This window comes from Streptomyces sp. NPDC004266 (assembly GCF_042874095.1).
GTDB lineage: Bacteria > Actinomycetota > Actinomycetes > Streptomycetales > Streptomycetaceae > Streptomyces.
Genome location: NZ_JBIAMM010000009.1, coordinates 224,278 through 243,800, shown reverse-complemented (window position 1 = coordinate 243,800; position 19,523 = coordinate 224,278). Strand labels below are relative to the sequence as shown.

General features: G+C 75.0%; 14 protein-coding genes and 1 pseudogene. 8 read left to right on the top strand and 7 right to left on the bottom strand.

The features are described from left to right. Positions 1–138 precede the first annotated feature (138 nt). The 3 genes from ACFYUZ_RS22875 to ACFYUZ_RS22865 all read right to left on the bottom strand — a co-directional run bounded on the left by ACFYUZ_RS22875 (position 139) and on the right by ACFYUZ_RS22865 (position 2,422). Entirely contained in the window at positions 139–1,173 is a 1,035-nt protein-coding gene (locus ACFYUZ_RS22875) for a LacI family DNA-binding transcriptional regulator (protein ID WP_389312026.1), read from the bottom strand. Between the two features lie 106 nt (positions 1,174–1,279). Beyond that, positions 1,280–1,609, bottom strand: coding sequence for a putative quinol monooxygenase (locus ACFYUZ_RS22870; RefSeq protein WP_389312024.1), 330 nt, complete (start codon positions 1,607–1,609; stop codon positions 1,280–1,282). 45 nt (positions 1,610–1,654) lie between these two features. After that, positions 1,655–2,422 carry an IclR family transcriptional regulator gene (locus tag ACFYUZ_RS22865; RefSeq protein ID WP_389312022.1) on the bottom strand — a complete coding sequence of 256 codons (768 nt, stop codon included), beginning with the start codon at positions 2,420–2,422 and terminating at the stop codon, positions 1,655–1,657. A gap of 593 nt (positions 2,423–3,015) precedes the next feature. Between ACFYUZ_RS22865 and ACFYUZ_RS22860 the strand changes: the two genes are divergently transcribed. The 3 genes from ACFYUZ_RS22860 to ACFYUZ_RS22850 all read left to right on the top strand — a co-directional run bounded on the left by ACFYUZ_RS22860 (position 3,016) and on the right by ACFYUZ_RS22850 (position 6,661). Beyond that, the gene (locus ACFYUZ_RS22860; RefSeq protein ID WP_389312020.1) at positions 3,016–4,782 is read left to right on the top strand and encodes a VanW family protein; all 1,767 of its coding nucleotides are present in this window, start codon (positions 3,016–3,018) and stop codon (positions 4,780–4,782) included. Positions 4,783–4,887: 105 nt separating this feature from the next. Beyond that, positions 4,888–5,976 carry a serine hydrolase domain-containing protein gene (locus ACFYUZ_RS22855; RefSeq protein WP_389312018.1) on the top strand — a complete coding sequence of 363 codons (1,089 nt, stop codon included), beginning with the start codon at positions 4,888–4,890 and terminating at the stop codon, positions 5,974–5,976. Positions 5,977–6,019: 43 nt separating this feature from the next. Further along, complete coding sequence (locus ACFYUZ_RS22850; RefSeq protein ID WP_389312016.1) at positions 6,020–6,661, top strand: GNAT family N-acetyltransferase; 642 nt, start codon at positions 6,020–6,022, stop codon at positions 6,659–6,661. 147 nt (positions 6,662–6,808) lie between these two features. Here the strand turns inward: ACFYUZ_RS22850 and ACFYUZ_RS22845 are convergent, their stop codons facing one another. Next, positions 6,809–9,874 carry a BTAD domain-containing putative transcriptional regulator gene (locus ACFYUZ_RS22845; RefSeq protein ID WP_389312015.1) on the bottom strand — a complete coding sequence of 1,022 codons (3,066 nt, stop codon included), beginning with the start codon at positions 9,872–9,874 and terminating at the stop codon, positions 6,809–6,811. 137 nt (positions 9,875–10,011) lie between these two features. On the opposite strand from ACFYUZ_RS22845, the gene ACFYUZ_RS22840 reads away from it, so the two are divergent. The 4 genes from ACFYUZ_RS22840 to ACFYUZ_RS22825 all read left to right on the top strand — a co-directional run bounded on the left by ACFYUZ_RS22840 (position 10,012) and on the right by ACFYUZ_RS22825 (position 14,192). Continuing rightward, the gene (locus ACFYUZ_RS22840) at positions 10,012–11,457 is read left to right on the top strand and encodes a glyceraldehyde-3-phosphate dehydrogenase (protein WP_030689790.1); all 1,446 of its coding nucleotides are present in this window, start codon (positions 10,012–10,014) and stop codon (positions 11,455–11,457) included. Positions 11,458–11,559: 102 nt separating this feature from the next. Beyond that, entirely contained in the window at positions 11,560–12,375 is an 816-nt protein-coding gene (locus tag ACFYUZ_RS22835) for a DUF817 domain-containing protein (protein WP_389312012.1), read from the top strand. Positions 12,376–12,517: 142 nt separating this feature from the next. Then, positions 12,518–12,721 (top strand): cold-shock protein, encoded by a 204-nt coding sequence (locus ACFYUZ_RS22830; RefSeq protein WP_033201600.1) that lies wholly within the window; start codon positions 12,518–12,520, stop codon positions 12,719–12,721. Positions 12,722–12,815: 94 nt separating this feature from the next. Next, positions 12,816–14,192, top strand: coding sequence for a DEAD/DEAH box helicase (locus ACFYUZ_RS22825; protein WP_389312010.1), 1,377 nt, complete (start codon positions 12,816–12,818; stop codon positions 14,190–14,192). Positions 14,193–14,322: 130 nt separating this feature from the next. On the opposite strand, the gene ACFYUZ_RS22820 is transcribed toward ACFYUZ_RS22825, so the two are convergent. The 3 genes and pseudogenes from ACFYUZ_RS22820 to ACFYUZ_RS22810 all read right to left on the bottom strand — a co-directional run bounded on the left by ACFYUZ_RS22820 (position 14,323) and on the right by ACFYUZ_RS22810 (position 15,948). Then, positions 14,323–14,931, bottom strand: coding sequence for a hypothetical protein (locus ACFYUZ_RS22820; protein WP_389312009.1), 609 nt, complete (start codon positions 14,929–14,931; stop codon positions 14,323–14,325). A gap of 117 nt (positions 14,932–15,048) precedes the next feature. Beyond that, positions 15,049–15,396 (bottom strand): annotated as a pseudogene (locus ACFYUZ_RS22815) (serine/threonine protein kinase); the annotation flags it as partial. Between the two features lie 3 nt (positions 15,397–15,399). Then, on the bottom strand, positions 15,400–15,948 hold the full coding sequence (locus ACFYUZ_RS22810) for a hypothetical protein (RefSeq protein WP_389312007.1): 549 nt from the start codon (positions 15,946–15,948) through the stop codon (positions 15,400–15,402). 181 nt (positions 15,949–16,129) lie between these two features. Here ACFYUZ_RS22810 and ACFYUZ_RS22805 point away from each other — a divergent pair, with 181 nt between their 5' ends. Continuing rightward, positions 16,130–19,387 carry a BTAD domain-containing putative transcriptional regulator gene (locus tag ACFYUZ_RS22805; RefSeq protein WP_389312005.1) on the top strand — a complete coding sequence of 1,086 codons (3,258 nt, stop codon included), beginning with the start codon at positions 16,130–16,132 and terminating at the stop codon, positions 19,385–19,387. The last annotated feature ends 136 nt before the right edge of the window (positions 19,388–19,523 follow it).

Here is a 19,523-nt window from a genome sequence, read left to right as displayed (position 1 = left end):
CCTTGTCGGGTCGGACGCCCTCGGGGGCGCCCTGTTCGCGGGTAAGGGCCCCGTACGGTGTCCATTCTCCGAGGCCCCCGGTGCGGTTGCATCTCGGCACCGGCGGCACCGGCGGGACCGCCGGGGCGCGGGTGGGCGTCAGGAGGAGGCGCGGACGACGAGTTCGGTCGGCAGCATCCGGCGGGGCTGTTCGTCCGGGTCGCCGGGCGAGGCGATCTCCTGCAGGAGCATCCGCGCCATCGTGCGGCCCATCTCCTCGATGGGCTGGCGCACGCTCGTCAGCGGCGGGTCCATGTGCCGGGCGACCGCCGAGTCGTCGACGCCGACCAGGGCCACGTCCTCGGGGACCCGGCGGCCCGCCTCGCGCAGGACGCCCCGCGCGCCGGCCGCCATCACGTCGGAGGCGGCGAAGACGGCGTCCAGGTCGGGCCGGCGGTCCAGGAGCTCCCGCATGGCGCGCCGGCCGCCCTCCTCGGTGAAGTCGCCGTTGGCGACGAGCGTCTCGTCGGGCGTGAGTCCGGCCTCCGTGAGGCCCTCGCGGTAGCCGTCGAGGCGGCAGCGGGCCACGTACATGTCGAGGGGGCCGGTGACCGTGGCGATCGCCCGCCGGCCGCGGGCGGCGAGGTGGGCGACGGCGGTCCGGCCGGCGCCGGTGTTGTCGGAGTCGACGAAGGCGACGCGCTCGGCCTCGGTGCGGCGGCCGTTGAGGACGGCGGGCAGGCCGAGGGCGCGGACCTGGTCGGGCAGGGGGTCGTCGCCGTGCACGGAGACGAGGAGGACGCCGTCGACGCGCTGCGCGGCGAGGTACTGCTCGAAGCGCTGTCGCTCCTGCTCGCTGCGGATGAGGGTCAGCAGCAACTGCTTGTCCGCGGCGGCGAGTTCGGCGCTGACTCCGCGGATGATGTCGAGGAAGTACGGCTCGGCGAAGAGCCGCGCCTCGGTCTCGGGGATCACCAGGGCGACGGCGTCGGTGCGGCTGCCGGCGAGGGCGCGGGCGGCCCGGTTGGGGACGTAGCCGAGCTCGGCGACGGCCCGTTCGACGGCGGCCTTGGCCTGCTCGCTCACCTTCGGGGAGCCGTTGATGACCCGGGAGACCGTGCCGCGCCCGACCCCGGCCCGGGCCGCGACCTCCTCGAGGGTGGGCCTGCCGGTCTGTCGCCCGCTCACCGCCATGTGCCGCTCCTCCCCTCGGGGCGCCGCCCCACCCGCGTCCCGCGTGACGTTCCACGCGAACCTATCAGGCGGGGCGGGGCGCGCCGGGGGGCGTCGGCCGAGCGCCTCAGACGCCGGTCGGGGCGAGCTCGGCCATGGCGCCCCAGCCCTGCTGCGGGACCTCGACGTTGATGATCTCGGGGGTGGCGGCGATGGCGTCGGCCATGGCGGAGAGCCCGGCCGCGAAGTGGTCGGAGGCGACGTGGACGGCGCCCGCCTCCGCGTCGGCGAAGGCCTCCAGGAGGACGAAGACGTTCGGGTCGTCGACGCTGCGGGACCAGTCGAAGAAGAGGTTGCCGGGCTCCGCGCGGGTGGCACGCGTGAACTCGTCGACGAGGTCGAGCCAGCGGTCGGCGTGGTCGGGGCGGACGGTGAACCGTACGGCGATGAAGATCATGGGTCCATCCTGCGGCGGCCGGGGGCGGTGGGCGAGCGGGACGGCTCAGGATTCCGGCAGGGTCGGAAAGTCGGGCACGGCACGGTGCAGGGCGGCCCGGATCTCGCCCCGGCGCCGCCCGAACTCGACGGTGGGCAGGGAGACGGACAGGGCGTGCACGATGCCGTCGCCGCGGTCGGGCAGGGCGACGGCGAGACAGGTGTACGCGAGGTCGGCCTCCCCCACGGACACGGCGAAGCCCTGGCCGCGCACCCGGCCCACCTCGGCCTCGAAGCGCTCCGCGCTGGTGATCGTCCGCGCGGTGAAGCGGGCCATGCCGTGCTCCGCCAGATAGCGGCGGCGCAGCGGGCGCGGCAGCGCGGCGAGCAGCGCCTTGCCGTGGGCGGTCGCGTGGGCGCGGGGCTCGGGTCCCGGGGCGAAGGGGTGGCCGGCGTCCTCGACGGGGGCGGTGGTGTCGACGACCGTGATCAGGCCGTCGCGGTAGGAGGTGTGGTACGCCTCGGCGCCCGTGGCGCGCCGCAGCCGGCCCAGGAGTTCGCCGGTCCCGGCGGCGAGCCCGTGGTGCCGCTGGTGGGAGCGGTGCAGGGCCGGGACGCGGGGGCCGGGCGCGTACCCCTCGGCGGTGCGGACGAGGTAGCCGCGGTCGAGCAGGGGCCCGGTCAGGTGGTAGACGGTCGAGAGGGCGCAGCCGAGCTCCCGCGCCAGCGCCTTCGCCCCGACGGGCCGGTCCGCGTCGGCGACGGCGTCGAGCACGGCGAGGGCCCGCTCGACGGACTGGGGGCCGGGGCGGGCGGGGCCGGGGGTGACGGGCATCGCCCCAGCTTAGGCGGGGGCCCGAGGGGAGGGGCCACGGGCCGCGCCTCCACCCCGTCGCGGGCGCCCGTCCGCCTGGACGCCCACCCCGCGCGCCCCGTCGCGGACTGCGTCCGCCGGGTCGGTGCCCCACCGTTGTGGGCAGTCGTTCCGCCGGGGCGGCGCCCACCCCGCCGCCCCCCCGTTGTGGGCAGGCGTTCCGCTGGGGCGGAACGGGTGGGCACAACGGAACGGCGCCCCTTGCCGGCGCCAGAGGCTCCCGGGCCTGGACCCGCACCCCTGGTGACGGCGCACACGTGGTGCGGGTCCAGGCGCGGAACGCGGAGGCGCCGCTCAAGGGCGCCGTCCCGTGTGCCCACCCGTCCCGCCCAGCGGGACGATTGCCCACACGGGCGGGTGGCGGAAGGGCACCGCCCAGCTCGGCGCGGCCCACACAGGTCGAGGCGGGGGGCGCCACCCGTTCGGCCGTACGTTCCGTGGTCGATTCGCCCCACTCCGTATCACCGCAGGTCAAACCGTTCTTATGTGCATAAGACACTCTTTCGGCGTACCGTCGTGTGGTTGCCCCAACCCTCGACGCCCCGGGAGAGCGTGTGCCCCGCTCCAGGAACGACCTTGCCCCGACGCCCCGTGAGGGGCGCCGCCCGCGTCTCCGGACGGCGGCGATCGCGACGGGTGTGGTGGCCGTCGCCGCGGGGGGCCTGTACGTGGCGGGTCTGGTCGCCACCGGGGACGACATATCCGCCGGCACCCGGGTCGACGGCGTGGACATCGGCGGCATGAGCCGCGCCGAGGCCCGGGCCAAGCTGACGGCCGCGGCCCCGGCCTCCTGGAAGGCGCCGATACCCGTACGGGTCGGCGACCGCGCCGCCACCGTGGACCCGGCCTCCGCCGGTCTGACCGTGGACGTCGCGAAGACCGCCGACCTGGCGGCCGACCCGTCCCGCGACCCCTTCACCGTGATCGGGCGGCTGTTCTCCTCCGGCGAGCGCGAGATCCGGCCGGTGCTCGCGTACGACGAGGCCAAGACCCGGGCCACCGTGGCCGATCTGGCGCAGCAGAACGACCGGGCGGTCCGCGAGGGGTCCGTCGCCTTCCGTGACGGCAAGGCCGTCGCGACCCAGCCCGTCACGGGCAGCAAGCTGGACACGGGCCGCGCCGCCGAGTCCCTGCGCGCGGCCTACCCGGCCGCCACCGGCGCCTCCGCGGTGACGCTCCCCGTCTCGGTGACCGAGCCCAGGCTGCCCGCCGCCGAGGTGTCCCGCTTCCTCGACACGTACGCGAAGCCCGCCGTGTCCGGCCCCGTGACGCTCACGGCGGCCGGCCGGCAGCTGCGGATCTCCCCCTCCACGCTCTCCGACCACCTCACCGTCAGGAACGACGGCCGCCGCCTCACCGCCTCCCTCGACGAGCGGGCCCTGCTGCGCGACCCGGACGTGGCACGGCCCCTCGCCTCGCTGACGAACGCGCCGGTGGAGGGTTCCCTCGGGGTGCGGGACGGCAAGGTGGTCGTGGAGTCGGAGGGCCGGCCGGGACACGAGGTGACCGCGAAGGCCCTGGGCGACGCCGTGCGCCCCCTGCTCACCAGGACGGGCGACGCGGCCCGTACGGCTCCGGTGGCCACCAAGGTCACCGAACCCGAGCTGACCACCGCCTCGCTGGCCCGTCTGGGCATCACCGAGCAGATGTCGACCTTCACGGTGAACTTCCCCACCGCGCCGTACCGGACGACGAACATCGGCCGGGCGGCCGAGCTCATCAACGGCTCGCTGGTGCAGCCGGGCGAGGTGTGGAGCTTCAACAAGACGGTCGGCGAGCGGACCCCGGACAACGGCTTCGTCGACGGCACGATGATCCTCGACGGCTCCTACCGCTCCGCGCCCGGCGGCGGCGTGTCGGCCATGGCCACCACCGTCTACAACGCCATGTTCTTCGCGGGGGTGCAGCCCGTCGAGCACGGCGCCCACTCCTTCTACATCGAGCGCTACCCGGCCGGCCGGGAGGCGACCGTGGCCTGGGGCTCGCTCGACCTGAAGTTCCGCAACGACACGGGCAAGCCGATCTACATCAAGGCGAGCGCCACGGACTCCTCGGTCACCGTGAGCTTCCTCGGCACGAAGAAGTACGACTCCGTCGAGGCGGTCGCCGGACCGCGCACCGACATCACGCAGCCCACGAAGCGCGAGGGCACCGGTGAGGCCTGTGTGCCGCAGCCGCCCCTGGAGGGCTTCGACATCTCGGTGGACCGCGTCTTCAAGAACGACGGCGTCGAGGTCAAGCGGGAGACCTACAAGACCCACTACACCCCGCGCGACGAGGTGACCTGCGTGCCGACCGCCCAGCAGGGCGAAGGCCACTGACGGAAGGGTGTCTTCCGGTACGCCCGGGGCATGACTTCGGAGCGCGGCCCGTCGGTCTCCCGACGGACCGCGCTCCGAACCTCCCCGGACCGTCGGAGGCACGCCTTGGCACAGCGCAGCGACCCCTTCGAGCGGCTCCTCGACGAGGCGGCGCGGGCGGGCACCTACCCGGGCGCCGCGTGGGCCGTGGGCGACGCCCGCACGACCCTCTCGTCGGGGGCGGTCGGGCTGCTCGACCCGGCACGCCCCGGCGAACCGACGCGCCCCGACACCCTCTTCGACGTCGCGAGCCTCACCAAGATCCTCGCGGTCTGGGCGGTCGTCGGCACGCTCGTCGACGCCGGGAAGCTCGACCTGTCCGCCCCGCTCGGCTCGTACTGGCCCGAGGCCGCGGGCCGGCCGCTCGCCGGGGCGACGGCGCTCCACCTCCTCACCCACACCGCGGGCCTGCCGCTGCGCGCCAACCTCCGGCACCTGTACGGCTCCGATCCGCAGGACGTCCGCGAGGGCGTCCTCGCCGAGCCCCTGCGGCACCGGCCCGGCGAGGCCGTCGCGTACACCGACCGGGCGGCGCTGGTCCTCGGCTACCTCGCCGAGCACCTCACCCGGCAGCCGCTCCCCCGGCTCGCCGGGGACCGGGTCTGGACGCCCCTCGCCATGACGGAGACCCGGTACGGACCGCTGCCCGCCGAGGCCGGGGAGCGGTGCGCGCCCACCGAGTACGACGAGGAGAGCGGAGCCCCGCTCCGGGGCACCGTCCACGACTTCTCGGCCCGGCTCCTCGGCGGCGCCTGCGGGATCGCGGGGGTCTTCACCACCACCGCCGACATCGGCCGGTTCCTGCGCCATCTGCTCGTCCCGGTGGCCGGCACCTTCTCCGCCGAGTGGACGGCCGCCTCGCTGCGCGTCCGCACCGGCCGGCTCGTCCCGCCGCGCGGGCTGTTCTGGCACCCGGCGCCGGGCACGGAACCGGCGGAGGACGTCTGGGCGCACTTCGGCTTCACCGGCACGGCCCTGTGGGTGTCGCCCGCGCGCGGCCGCTGGGCCGTCCTGCTCACCAACCGGCTCCGCCTCACCCGGGACCCCGGCCCGCTGGCCCGGGTCAGGGACGACTTCCGGGCCCTCGCCTTCCGCCGGCCGCAGGGCGAAATCGAGATGCCGCCCGGGCCTCCGGTCTGCGACCCTGCCCCCTGATCGGACGATCATGGACGGCTCGACGCGTACGGAGTGCGGACTGATGGGTTTCACACGGGAAGGACCGGTTCTGGAGGGCGCGTTCGTCCGCCTGGAGCCGCTGGGACGTCACCACGCCGCCGGCCTCGCGGAGGCGGCGGAGGAGAACAGGGACTCGTACGGCTTCACCTGGGTGCCGCGCCGGGAGGAGACCGGGGCCTACGTCGACGCGCAGCTCGGCCGCGCCGCCGACGGCAGGGTCGCCCCCTACGTCCAGGTCGACGTGGCGACCGGCCGGGTGGTCGGCGCCACCGCCTTCCTGGATCCCCGCCCGTGGCCCTCCGGGGAGGGCCTGTGCGCGGTCGAGATCGGCTTCACCTGGCTCGCGGCCTCCGCCCAGGGCACCGGGGTGAACACCGAGGCCAAGTACCTGCTCTTCCGGCACGCCTTCGAGAGCTGGGGCGTGGCCCGGGTCGACCTCAAGACCGACGCCCGCAACGCCCGCTCGCGGGCCGCGATCGCGAGCGTCGGCGCGAGCTTCGAGGGCGTCCTGCGCAACTGGGCCGCCTCCTGGGCGCCGGGCGAGGAGGGCCGCCTCCGGGACTCCGCCGTCTTCTCGATCGTCGCCGAGGAGTGGCCCGAGCGCCGTGCGGCGCTCCAGGAGCGCCTGGCCGCCGTCCGGGAGCGCCGCGCGTCGGCGCGGTGAGAGACGTCGCTCACGAGCCGTCCGGGGGCCGGTGAGGGCGACGCCCCGGTGACTGCCGCGGGTCCCCGGGGCTCCGGCCGGTCCCGAAGGCGGAAGGCCCCCTCGCGACCGCCGGCGAGGCCGTGGCCCTTCCCGGACGGGGCGCCCCTAGGGGGTGTCCGCCGGGGCGGGGGAGGCCGCTGCCCGGGCGGCCACGCTCGGGGGCGACACGGTCGGGGACGGCACGCTCGGGGACGACAGCGCCTGGGAGGCGAGGGCCTTCAGGCCCTCCAGGCACTCGTCGATCCGCTTGGCGAGGTTGTACCGGTGGGCGAGTTCCAGGCACCACTCCCAGGTCTCGCGGGCCGCGTCCCACTCACCGAAGTGGTGGTGGGCCCGGGCCGTGAAGACGAGGCAGTCGGCCGTGCCCCCGTGGTCGTCCATCCGGAGCCGGATGGCGAGCGCCTCCGCCAGGACCTCGAAGGCCTCGTCACGGTCGCCGAGGAGGCGCAGCACGTCGCCGTAGTTGGTGAGGGCGGTGGCGAGGAACACCCCGTGCCCGGCCCCTCTGATCAGCTCGATGACCCGCCGGTAGTCCGCGGCCGCCAGGTCCGGCTCACCGCGCATCTTGTGGACGTCCGCGATCCGGCTGAGGATGAGCGCCTCGCCGCGGGGGTTGCGGAGCGCGCCGTAGAGGTCGCGGGAGCGCTCGGCGTGGACGAGCGCCCGCTCGGAGTCCTCGAGCTGCAGGTACACCGCCGCCATGTTGCCGAGGATCGACGCCTGGGCCGTGAGGTCCGCCCGCTCGCTGAAGAGGTCCAGGGCGATCCTGAGGTGCTCCAGGCAGGCCTCGTTCCGGTAGGCCATGCCATGGGCGACGGCCGTGCGCCGGTGCAGCCAGGCCTGCCCCAGCCGGTCGTCGTGCCTCCGGGCGATGTCCATGGCCTGTGCCAGGCAGGCGTCCCACTCCCCCGTCCACCAGTGCGTGCTCGCATGGCCGAAGAGGCCCACCGCGATCCGCCAGGCGATGTCGGAGCGGCCGAGCTCCCCGGCGCGGGTGAGGGCGTCCCGGACGGCCGGCAGCTCCCTCGCGGTCCACCGGATCGCCTCGTCGTCGTCCGCGAACTCGGGCAGCGACAGGTCCTTGACGGTCCCCGTGCCGAGCGGCGGCGGGGACTGCGTCTCGTGGGTGGCGGCCACCGTCGCCGCCGCGAGGGCCGCGGCGTACCAGGAGAGCAGCCGGACCAGGGCCGTGGTGCGCTCCTGCTCGGTGTCCTCCTCGTCCCGCTGCGCCGCGTACTCGCCGAGCAGGTCGTGCAGCAGGTACCGGTCGGGCTCGGGGTTGAGGACGAGGTGGGCGTCGGCGAGGACGTCGAGGACGACGGCGGCCCGGGCCTCCGTGACGTCGAGGAGCGCCGCGGCGGACTGCGGGGTGACCGCGTGGGCCGGCCACACCCGCCCCAGGAGCCTGAAGGCGCGGGCGGCCTCGCGCTCCAGGGGCTGGTCGCTGTCCCGCATGGCCACGTAGCTCATGGCGAAGGTGCGGCGGACGTCGAACTCCCCCATGGCGAGGGTCTCCAGCCGGCCCTGGTGGGGGGTGAGCCGTCTCGCCAGGAGCGCGAGGGGCCAGGAGGGCCGGGAGGCCAGCCGGCCGCCGACGATGTGCAGGGCGAGCGGCAGGCCCCCGCAGGCGGCCATGATGGCGGCCAGGGCCTCGGGCTCGCTCCGTACCCGCTCGGCGCCGACGAGCCCGGCGAGGAGCGCGTACTGGTCGGACTCGGGCAGCGGGGCCAGCGGGACCCTGGCGGAGCGCGGCAGGTCGGCGAGCAGCTGGCGGCTGGTGATCAGGGCGGCGCTGTGGCCGCCGGCCGGCAGCAGGGGTGCGACGTGGGCGGCGTTGCGCGCGTTGTCGAGGACCAGGAGGACGCGGCGTTCGGCGAGCGCCGACCGGAGGAGGAGGACGCGGTCGTCGGTGTCCTCGGGCAGGGCGTCCTGGTGGACGCCCAGGTCGGACAGGAACCGGGCGAGCAGTTCGTGGGCCGTGCGCGCGCCGCCCGCGCCGTAGCCGCGCAGGTCGGCGTAGAGGGCGCCGTCCGGGAAGTCCTCGCGCACCCGGTGCGCCACGTGCATCGCGAGAGCGGTCTTGCCGACGCCGCCCATGCCGGAGATCACGACGACCCGGGCCCGAGCGGGCTCGCTCCGGCCCCCGCCGCCGGCGCCCCCGGCCGGGCCGAGGCCGCCGTCCCCGCCCGGACCGGTGTCGCCCTCCGGGCCGGGGACGGGGCCTGCGCCCCGGGCCGTGGCGTCGTCCGCCCCGGGGGTCTCCGGCTCGGGACGGCTCTCCTCGGGACGCACCCCCAGCAGCGCCAGTACGGTCGCCGCCTCGGTCTCCCGGCCCGTGAAGGCCTCGCTCTCGCAGGGCAGCTGGAAGGGCGGGCGGGCCGTGGCGGGGCGGGGGGCGGGGTCGGGCGCGGGGTGGCCCGCGAGCATCTCCGCGTGGGCCTCCTGGACGGCGGCGCCGGGTTCCGCGCCGAGCTCGTCGACCAGGTTCCGGCGCAGCCGGTGGAAGACGGAGAAGGCCTCGGCCTGGCGGCCGGAGCGGTGGAGGGCGAGCATGAGGCGCCGGTGGAAGCCCTCGCGCAGCGGGTGCTCCCCCGCCAGGGTGGCGAGCGGGGCGACGGCCTCGTGGTGGCGGCCGAGGCACAGCTCGGCGTCGAAGCTCCATTCGAGGGCCTGGAGGCGTGCCTCCACGAGCTGGTGGACGCGGAGCGCGGGCCCCTCGGTGTCGGAGAAGGGGGCGAGGTCCGCGAGGGGGGTGCCGCGCCACAGGGGCTCGGCGAGGGCGGCCTCCCGGCGGACCGCCTCCCAGTCCCCCCGCTGGTGCGCCCGCCGCACGGCCCGGACCCGGGCCTCGAAGACGTCGGCGTCGAGCTCGCCCTCGTTGACGATCAGCTGGTAGCCGGGGGCGACGGTGCGCAGCCGCGCGTCGGTCCCGCCGTCGGCGGCGGCGAGGACGCGGCGGAGCCTGGTGAGGTGGTTGGCGAGGGCCGCGTCGGCGCTGGCGGGGATCGAGTCGCCCCAGAGTGCTTCCTTGAGGGCGTCCCGGGAGACCGGGCGGTTGGCGTGGAGCAGCAGTGCGGCGAGGAGGACGCGGACCTTGGGGCCGGGCACCGGCCGCAGCTCCGTCCCGTCGTGGACGACGAGTGATCCGAGCAGCCCGAACTTCACCACCATGCCCCCGCATCCTGGTAGGTGGGTCCGCCCGAGCGAGGCGGTCCCGACGTGACCCATCGTACGGTTCGGCACCCCTTGATTGATCAAACCGACCGGGGGTTACCATATGAGCGCCGCCTAGCTCGAAAGATAATCTTGTGACTGTCAATGACGACTCGTTCACCAGCTGGAAGAACCGCGAGGAGATCGCGGAGTCGATGATCCCGATCATCGGGAAGCTGCACCGGGAGCAGGACGTCACCGTCCTGGTCCACAGCCGCTCCCTGGTGAACAAGTCGGTGGTCAGCATCCTCAAGACCCACCGCTTCGCCCGGCAGATCGACGGCGAGGAGCTCTCGGTCACCGAGACGCTGCCGTTCCTGGAGACGCTCACCACGCTCGACCTGGGCCCGTGCCAGATCGACATCGGTGTGCTGGCCGCCGACTACAAGACCGACGACCGCGGTCTCTCGGTGGCGGAGTTCACCGCCGAGGCCGTCGCGGGCGCCACCGGCGAGAACAAGATCGAGCGCCGTGACGGACGCGACGTCGTCCTCTACGGCTTCGGCCGCATCGGCCGCCTCGTCGCCCGCCTCCTCATCGAGAAGGCCGGCTCCGGCAACGGTCTGCGCCTGCGCGCGATCGTCGTCCGCGGCGGCGGCGACCAGGACCTCGTGAAGCGCGCCTCGCTGCTGCGCCGCGACTCCATCCACGGCCAGTTCCAGGGCACGATCACGGTCGACGAGGCGAACAGCACCATCGTCGCCAACGGCAACACGATCAAGGTGATCTACGCCAACGACCCCTCCGAGGTCGACTACACGGCGTACGGCATCGACAACGCCATCCTCATCGACAACACCGGCAAGTGGCGGGACCGCGAGGGCCTCTCCAAGCACCTGCGCCCCGGCATCGACAAGGTCGTCCTGACCGCGCCCGGCAAGGGCGACGTGCCGAACATCGTGCACGGCGTCAACCACGACACGGTGAAGCCGGACGAGCAGATCCTGTCCTGCGCCTCCTGCACCACCAACGCGATCGTCCCGCCGCTGAAGGCCATGGACGACGAGTACGGCGTGCTGCGCGGCCACGTGGAGACGGTCCACTCGTTCACGAACGACCAGAACCTGCTGGACAACTACCACAAGGCCGACCGCCGCGGCCGCTCCGCGCCGCTCAACATGGTCATCACGGAGACGGGTGCCGCCTCCGCCGTGGCCAAGGCGCTGCCCGACCTGAAGGCGCCGATCACCGGCAGCTCGATCCGCGTCCCCGTCCCGGACGTCTCGATCGCCATCCTGAGCCTGCGCCTGGGCCGCGAGACCACCCGCGAGGAGGTCCTCGAGTACCTCCGCGACGTCTCGCTGCACTCGCCGCTGAAGCGCCAGATCGACTTCACCACGGCCCCCGACGCCGTCTCGATGGACTTCGTCGGCTCGCGCCACGCGTCCATCGTCGACGCCGGCGCGACCAAGGTCGACGGCGACAACGCGATCCTCTACCTGTGGTACGACAACGAGTTCGGCTACTCGTGCCAGGTCATCCGGGTCGTCCAGCACGTCTCCGGCGTGGAGTACCCGACCTTCCCGTCCCCGGCGGTCTGATCCCCCTCGCACGGCACCGCGGCGCGCCGCACCTCCCCTCCGGAGGTGCGGCGCGCCGCCGTTCCGGCGAACCGATCACGGTCCGCCGGCGTCCCTCCGGCCATGGAGACGCTCACCCACGGGATACGTCAGCTGCTGCGCTTCGCGGTCCTGGAGGCGCGCTGCTGCGCCTTCGCCGTCGCGCTCGTCGGTGGCATCGCCGTCTCGGCCCTGCTGCCCGAGCTGCCGGTCGCCCGCTACGACCTGCTGCTCCTGTACGGCGTCGGGCTCACCGTCCTCGCGTGGAAGGTCGGCTGGGACACCGGCCGGGACGTCGCCGTGATCGCCGGGTGCCACGCCATCGGCCTCCTCTTCGAGCTGGTCAAGGTGCGGATGGGCTCGTGGAGCTATCCGGAGGACGCCCTGACGAAGTTCGGCGGCGTGCCGCTGTACGGCGGGTTCCTGTACGCGGCGCTCGGCAGCTACGTCTGCCGCGCCTGGCACCTGTTCGACCTGCGGCTCACGGGCTACCGGCCCCGGATCACGGCGGTCCTCGCCGGGGCCGTGTACGTGAACTTCTTCAGCCACCACTGGCTGCCCGACGCCCGCTGGGCCCTGGCCGCGCTGCTGCTCGCCGCGACGGCGGGGACCCGGGTCCGGTTCCGGGTCGGCGAGAGCGACCACCGGATGCCCCTGGCCCTGTCCTTCGTCCTGATCGGCTTCTTCCTCTGGGTCGCCGAGAACGCGGCCACCTACGTCGGCGCCTGGAGCTACCCGGACCAGCTGGACGGCTGGCAGCCGGTCTCCCTCACGAAGTTCGGCGCCTGGGCACTCCTCGTCACGGTCACGTTCACCCTTACGGCAAATCGGACATTCTTCGTGCAGGGCCGCCGGAAGCGTGCTACAGTCGAGCCCAGTTGCAGTCGTGGTTCCCATTGAACTTACAAGTGCCTTCGGCGATTCGACATCGTCAGGCACTTGATGTGTTTTCGGTGCAGTTTTCCGGACGGGGCAATCATCACGGCGACGCCGGGATCCGCACAGTGCGGCTCCCAGGGCTACGCCCCGAAGGAGATATGACATGGCTACTGGCACCGTGAAGTGGTTCAACTCGGAAAAGGGCTTCGGCTTCATCGAGCAGGAGGGTGGCGGCCCGGACGTGTTCGCCCACTACTCCAACATCGCCACCTCCGGCTTCCGTGAGCTCCAGGAAGGCCAGAAGGTGACCTTCGACGTCACGCAGGGCCAGAAGGGCCCGCAGGCGGAGAACATCCTCCCCGCCTGACGTTGACACGTCCGACGCGGCCGGGGTCCCCACCCGTGTGGTGGGGGCCCCGGCCCGTCGCGTTTACCGGACTTCTCCACGGACCAGGTGCCGCATGAACACCACGCCCCACAAGGACGCCTCCGCGGCGGCCGTGACCTTCGCCGCCTTCGACCTGCCGGCCGACCTGCTCGCGGAGCTCGCCCGCCGCGGCGTCGAGACGCCCTTCCCGATCCAGGCCGCCACGCTCCCGGACGCCCTCGCGGGCCGCGACGTCCTCGGACGCGGACGGACGGGCTCCGGCAAGACCCTCGCGTTCGGCCTGCCGCTCCTCGCCCGCACCGCCGGGCGGCGGGCCGAGGCCCGCAAGCCGCTCGCCCTGGTCCTGGTGCCGACCCGCGAGCTGGCCCAGCAGGTCGCCGACGCCCTCGCCCCGTACGCCGGGGCCCTGGGGCTCCGTCTGGCGACCGTGGTCGGCGGCATGTCGATCGGGCGGCAGGCCACGGCGCTGCGCGACGGGGCCGAGGTCCTGATCGCCACCCCCGGCCGGCTCATGGACCTCGTCGAGCGCAAGGACTGCCGTCTCGACCGGGTGGCCGTCACCGTCCTCGACGAGGCCGACCGGATGGCCGACATGGGCTTCCTGCCGCAGGTCACGGAGCTGCTCGACCAGGTGCCGGGCACCGGCCAGCGGATGCTGTTCTCGGCCACGCTCGACCGTGACGTCGACCAGCTGGTCGAGCGCTACCTCCAGGACCCGGCCGGCCACTCCGTCGACCCCTCGGGCGCCGCCGTCTCCACCATGGAGCACCATGTGCTGCACGTGCACGGCCCCGACAAGTTCGCCACCGCCACGGAGATCGCCGCCCGGGACGGGCGCGTGATCATGTTCCTGCGCACCAAGGCCTCCGTCGACCGCTTCGCCAAGCACCTCCTCGGCAGCGGCGTGCGGGCCGCGGCGCTGCACGGCGGCAAGTCGCAGCCGCTGCGGGCCAGGACCCTGGAGCGCTTCAGGAGCGGCGAGGTCCCCGTGCTGGTCGTCACGGACGTGGCGGCGCGCGGCATCCACGTCGACGAGCTCGACCTGGTCGTCAACGTCGACCCGCCCGCCGACTCCAAGGACTACCTGCACCGCGGCGGGCGCACCGCCCGCGCGGGCGAGTCGGGGCTCGTCGTCACGCTGGTCACGCCCGAGGAACGCCGTGACGTGGCCCACCTCATGGCGGAGGCCGGCGTCCGCCCCCGCGAGACCCGGATCCGCTCCGGCGAGGCCGAGCTGACCCGCATCACCGGCGCCCGCAAGCCCTCGGGCGTACCGGTCGACGGCAGCGCGCCGAGCCAGGAGGGCGGCAAGCGCGGCGGCGCGGCCTTCCGGGGCATCGGCACCACCCCCGGCCGCCCGGGCCGCGCGAAGAACGAGTCCCGGCGGGCCGCCGAGGCCCGTAGGACGGCGGAGGCCCGCCGGGCGGCGAAGGTCCGGCGGGGCGGCTGACGGGACGGCTCGGCGCGTCCCGGAGCCATGGGCCCGGACACGGCGCCCCTCCGTCGGGCCCGGTGAGGAACGGCCGGGTCGCTCGTCGGCCCGGCCGGGGTACGGACCCCGGCCGGGCCGACGGACGCCGTCAGACGCTCCAGATCTCCTTCATCGTGTCCACTTCGCCCTTGGCGTTCAGCGTGACCTCGTAGACGTTGCCGTAGCAGCCGTAGGGGGCCTCCACCTTGGGGTAGTCCTCGGTGGGAGCTCCGATCTCCTGGGCGTGGCAGCGGTCGATGTGCAGCGCCAGCTGCTCGTGGTCGACCTGCTTCGACTGGCCGGGGCCGAGGGCCAGATACGCCTTGACGCCGTCGGGAAGGACGTAGTGCTTGGTCGGGTCCCCCTGCTCGGCGCCGTAGATCCAGTCGTTCGGCGTGCAGTGCGGCGTGGCCTCCGAGGCCTCGAAGCCGCCGGAGTCACGCATGAGCTGGACCTTCAGCTTCATGTGCCCGGCGGGCAGGGTCGGCGGCGTGCCGCAGTCGCCGCCCTTTCCGTCGCCGTCGACGTCGTCGGCCGGGGCTCCGTCTCCGGCCTCGGCGGGGTCCGTCGTCCCGGACGCCGTGGCCGACGGCGAGGCGCTGCTGCCGGAACCTCCGGTCAGACCCTCGGCGTCGGGGTCCTCCGGACCGCAGGCGGCGACGCCGCCCAGGGCGGCGAGAAGCGCGATCGCGCTGAGGACACGGCGAGTTGAGGTCATTCTTCCATTCCCCCGAATGAGAGTGCTCTATGTCGTGATCATGATTGATCGACGGGGCTTTCTACCTCAGGGAGTTGTCGGAAGGCCAATCGGCGCGACCGGGGGCGAGGCCCGTCAGTCCCGCGCCGGAGTCCTTGCCGTGACCGGCACGCCCGTCAGGTCCGGCTCGTCCTCCGCGATCCGGAACGGGTGGGCGCCGAGTCCGGTGTCGGTGGCGCCGAAGAGGAGCCGGCCGGTGGCGGCGTACACCAGCACGGCGCCCAGGCAGAACACGTCGCCGGCCGGGGCGAGTTCGAGCCCGCGCACCCGCTCGGGCGACAGGGAGCCCGGCGAGCCGATCAGCATGCCCTTACGGGTGTGGAGGCCGTCTCCGCCGAGACCGTCCCTCGCCCGCGCGATGCCGAAGTCGATCACGCGCGGCCCGTCCACGGTCACCAGCACGTTGGACGGCTTCAGTTCGCGGTGGGTCTACCCCGCCACGCGTTCGCCGGACGGGTCGGCGAGGACGATCTGGAGGTGCGCCGGTGCGTACCTGCGCGCCTTGGCCACCATCTTCCGCAGGTCGAACTTGGCGCGGAGGACCGCGACGTGGATGGGCGCGGGCATCTCCGGGTCGTGGGCCAGGACGGTCCCGCCCGCCGGGAGGGAGGCGCCGCGGCGCAGCCGCGCGCCGATCAGGGTGTGCGTGCCGCCCTCCGGGGTGGCCACGACCAGCTGGGTGACGTCGCTCCAGGGCAGCAGGACGGTGCCGAACCGGGCGCCGGCCGCGTCGAACTGGAACGCCGTGCGCCGGTTCTCGTACCAGGAGATGACGAAGGGGAGCCCCGCCATGACGACGACGCCGCCCTTCATGTCGAGCGCCCATCCGAGCAGGACGGCGAGCCCGACGACGCCCACGATCGCGCCCCACAGACCCGCCTGGTCCCGCGCGGAGAACGGATGGGTCACCCGGTAGCGCTCCCATCGGGCCGCGCGGCGGGCGGGCCGCGCGCCGGACCTGCTGCCGGCCTGTGACATGACGGTGTCTCCCTGCTGTCGACGACGTGGGCCGGCTGCCGCCCCCACGGCGGCAGCCGGCCCGACGGGACCACCCTGGCGCGGAGCGGTGGAAGGCCGATGAAATGCTGCTGAAGCGAAGGTCCGGGGAAGCGGTGCGGGCACCGGGCACACGGGGGACGTGGGGGGCGAGGACGTGGGTGTGGAACCGGCGGACCGGGGCGCGGGCCCGGCCGGGGCGAGCGGGCCCCTGCGGATCGACCTGCTCGGCCCCGTTCGGGCCCTGCGCGGTGACGTCCCGGTCGCCCTCGGTCCGGTCCGCCGGCAGGCGGTGCTCGCCGCCCTGGTCCTGCGCGCCCCGGGCTTCGTGACGTACCGGCAGCTCCTCGACGACGTGTGGGGCGCCGAACCGCCGGGCACGGGCCACCGCGTCCTGCCCAGTTACGTGTACGCGCTCCGCAGGGCACTGGACGCGCCGGACGCCGGGCCGGACCGGTCGGTGATCGGCGGCGGCCGCGGCGGCTACCGCTTCGAGCCCGGCGGGGCCAGCACCGACCTCGCCGAGCTCGCCGAGCAGGCGGCCCGCGGCCGGCGGGCGAAGGCCTCGGGCGACCTCGCCGCCGCCCTCGACGCGGGCGGCCGGGCGCTCGCGCTGCTCCGCGGCGAGCCCCTGCCCGGCCTGCCGGGGCCGCTCGCCGACACCGAGCGGCAGCGGCTCGCACGGCTGCGCAGGGCCCTGCACCAGGAGCACGCGGAGTGCCTCGTCCTGCTCGGGCGCCACGCGGAGGCCCTGGACGGCCTCATGGCGGCGTCGCCGGCCCTCCCGTACGACGAACCCCTCGCCGCCCTCCGGATGCGCGCGCTGTACGGCAGCGGCCGCCAGGCCGAGGCGCTGGCCGTGTACGGGGAGACCCGCGCCCGCCTCCTCGACGAGCTGGGCGTGGAACCCGGCGAGGACCTGCGCCGCGTCCACCAGGCCGTCCTGCGCCGTGACGACGCCCTGCTCCTCGGCCGGGTGCCGGGGCCCCGGGAGCCGGCCGCGCCCGGCGCGGGGGACGCGCCGCCGGAGTACGAGGGGCGCGGCGGGAAGGGGGAGGACGGGGGACGGGTCCGCGCCGGTGGCGGCGCCGGGACGGCTCGCCCCGGCGCGGACGGGGACACCGACGGCGTCCCCCGCCCCGGCGGGAACGGGGACGCCCGAGGGCCGGCCCGCCCCGGCGCGGCGGGGGACGTCGAAGGCCCGGTCCGCCGCACCGGCGAGGACGGGAACGCCGCCCCCTCCGTTCGGTCCGGTGCCGGGCTGCCCCGCCCCCGGCGCAACGAGCTCCCCGGGGACACCGCCTGCCTGGTGGGACGCGAGGCGGAGCTCGCGGTCCTCACCGGCGCCGTGCACCCGGGAGCGGTGACCGTGACGACCGTGGACGGGACGGCGGGCGTCGGCAAGACCGCTCTGGTCGTGCGGGCCGCGTGGACGCTCGCCGAGGAGCACCCGGACGGGTGCCTGTTCGTGGATCTGGAGGCGTACGGCGCCGCCGACGAGAGCGCCGGCCCGCACCGGGCCCTGCGCCGGCTGCTCCGTACGGTACGGGGCGGAGGCGAGGACCCGCTCCCTTCGGACGCGGCCGACATGGGGGCCGGGGACGAGCCGGCGGACCTGGTCACGGCCTGGCGCGCGGCCACCAGCGGGCTGCGGCTGCTGCTCGTCGTGGACGGTGCCCGGAGCGCCGGGCAGGTCCGTCCGCTGCTGCCCGCGGGGCCGGGAAGCCGTGTCCTCGTGGCGGGGCGGCAGCGCCTGCCCGGCCTCGACGCCGACGTGCGGCTCACCGTGGAGCCGCTGGGCACCGGTGACGCGGTCGGTCTGCTGCGCGCGCTCCTCGGGGAGGCGCGGGCGGACCGCGAGCCCGAGGCCGCCCTGGAGCTCGCCCGGCGCTGCGCCGGCCTGCCGCTGGCGCTGCGGATCGCGAGCGCCCGGCTGCAGAACCGCCCGTCGTGGACCCTGGCGTTCCTGGCCGGGCGGATGTCCGACGACGTGCGCGGCCTCGGCGAGCTGCGGGCGGAGGACCGCAGCGTGGAGGCCGCCTTCCGCCTCTCGTACGACCGGCTGGAGCCCGAACTGCGGCGGGGGTTCCGGGCGTTGGGGGCGGTACCGACCGTCCGTTTCGACGGGCTGGGCCTGGCCGCCGTGCTGGGCCGTCCCCGTGCGCACGCCGAGGGGATCCTGGAGGACCTGGTGGACGCGAGCCTCCTCCAGGAACCGCATCCGGGCCGCTACCGGCTGCACGACCTCGTCCGGGCCCATGCGCGGCAGCTCGCCGCCGCGGCGCCCGAGGAGGCGGCCGCGGACCGCGCGGCCGTCCTGCGGCTCTACACGGCGGCCGGACGGACGGCGGGCGACTGGGGTCCCGAGACCTTCCCGACCGCCCCCGGCGCGACCGGTTCCCCCTTCAGCGGCCAGCGGGAGGCCTCGGAGTGGCTGGACGCGGCCGACGGGGAGCTGCTCGACGTGGTGGCCTCGGCGGTCGCCTCGGGCGCGTACGACCACGCCTGTCTGCTCGCCGAGGCCCTGGTCGACCACCAGCTCCGCCAGGGCCACCACCACGAGGCCCGTGCCGCGCTGGAACTCGCGCTGCCGTGCGCGGACCTGGCCGACGACCGGCGGCTCCGCTCCGCGCTGCGCACCTGCATGGGGGTCGTCGACATCCACCGGGGGCGGTTCCGGCAGGCGCACACGTGGTTCGCGGAGGCCCTGCGGCACGCCCGTGGCCAGGGCGATCCGCGGAACGAGGCGCGGGCGATCGCCGGGACGGGCGTCGCGCTGTGGCCGCTGGGCCGGGTCGAGGAGGCCGCCGGCCTTCTGGGCCGGGCCCTGGAGCTGGCCGCCGGACTCGGCGACGACTGGCTGACGGGGGTCTCGACCTGCAACCTCGGCGCGATCCACGCCCTGCGGGGACGGCACGAGGAGGCCCTCGACCACTACGGCGCGGCCCTCGCCCTCGCCGAGAAGAACGGCCGGCCCCGGACGATCGCCCAGTCCCTGTGCTTCGTCGCCGACGCCCACCTCGCGCTCGGCCGTCACGCGGAGAGCGCCGCCCTGCTGCGGCGGGCGGCCGAACTGGCGGAGGGGTCGGGGGACATGGCGCTGCGCGCGGCGGCGCTGTCGCGGCTCGCCGCCGCCGAGCACGGACAGGGCCGGCTGCACGCGGCCGTCGACACCCACCACGAGGCCCTGTCGACGCTCACCGAACACACCAGCACCTGGCTGGAGATGGAGATCCGCATCCGTCTCGGCAGCACCTACGCGGCGGCGGGCCGCCGCACGGAGGCACACCGGGAGTTCCGCACCGCCCTCTCCCTCCCCGACGCCGAGGACCACCCCCGGCAGTACGACCGGGCACGCGACGGTCTGACCGCCACGGCCGACGGTCCGGACGACGAACCGGTCGACGCCCCCGGCTGGTAGTGCGTGGAGCCGTCCGGCCCGCCGGAGTGGGCCCTGGTGGTCGGCATCGGGGAGGCGGCGCGGGGGCGTACGTGAGCCGGATCACAGGGAACCTCCGCCCGGTTCGGGTCCTCCTTCAGGTGTCGGCGTCCCGTGG

What these genes read in the sequence shown, in the direction of transcription:
- ACFYUZ_RS22830 (WP_033201600.1), top strand. Translation starts at nt 12,518, where the DNA reads ATGGCTACTGGCACCGTGAAGTGGTTCAACTCGGAAAAGGGCTTCGGC.
- ACFYUZ_RS22865 (WP_389312022.1), bottom strand. Translation starts at nt 2,422, where the DNA reads ATGCCCGTCACCCCCGGCCCCGCCCGCCCCGGCCCCCAGTCCGTCGAG.
- ACFYUZ_RS22835 (WP_389312012.1), top strand. Translation starts at nt 11,560, where the DNA reads ATGGAGACGCTCACCCACGGGATACGTCAGCTGCTGCGCTTCGCGGTC.
- ACFYUZ_RS22875 (WP_389312026.1), bottom strand. Translation starts at nt 1,173, where the DNA reads ATGGCGGTGAGCGGGCGACAGACCGGCAGGCCCACCCTCGAGGAGGTC.
- ACFYUZ_RS22850 (WP_389312016.1), top strand. Translation starts at nt 6,020, where the DNA reads ATGGGTTTCACACGGGAAGGACCGGTTCTGGAGGGCGCGTTCGTCCGC.
- ACFYUZ_RS22810 (WP_389312007.1), bottom strand. Translation starts at nt 15,948, where the DNA reads ATGTCACAGGCCGGCAGCAGGTCCGGCGCGCGGCCCGCCCGCCGCGCG.
- ACFYUZ_RS22870 (WP_389312024.1), bottom strand. Translation starts at nt 1,609, where the DNA reads ATGATCTTCATCGCCGTACGGTTCACCGTCCGCCCCGACCACGCCGAC.
- ACFYUZ_RS22820 (WP_389312009.1), bottom strand. Translation starts at nt 14,931, where the DNA reads ATGACCTCAACTCGCCGTGTCCTCAGCGCGATCGCGCTTCTCGCCGCC.
- ACFYUZ_RS22825 (WP_389312010.1), top strand. Translation starts at nt 12,816, where the DNA reads ATGAACACCACGCCCCACAAGGACGCCTCCGCGGCGGCCGTGACCTTC.
- ACFYUZ_RS22845 (WP_389312015.1), bottom strand. Translation starts at nt 9,874, where the DNA reads ATGGTGGTGAAGTTCGGGCTGCTCGGATCACTCGTCGTCCACGACGGG.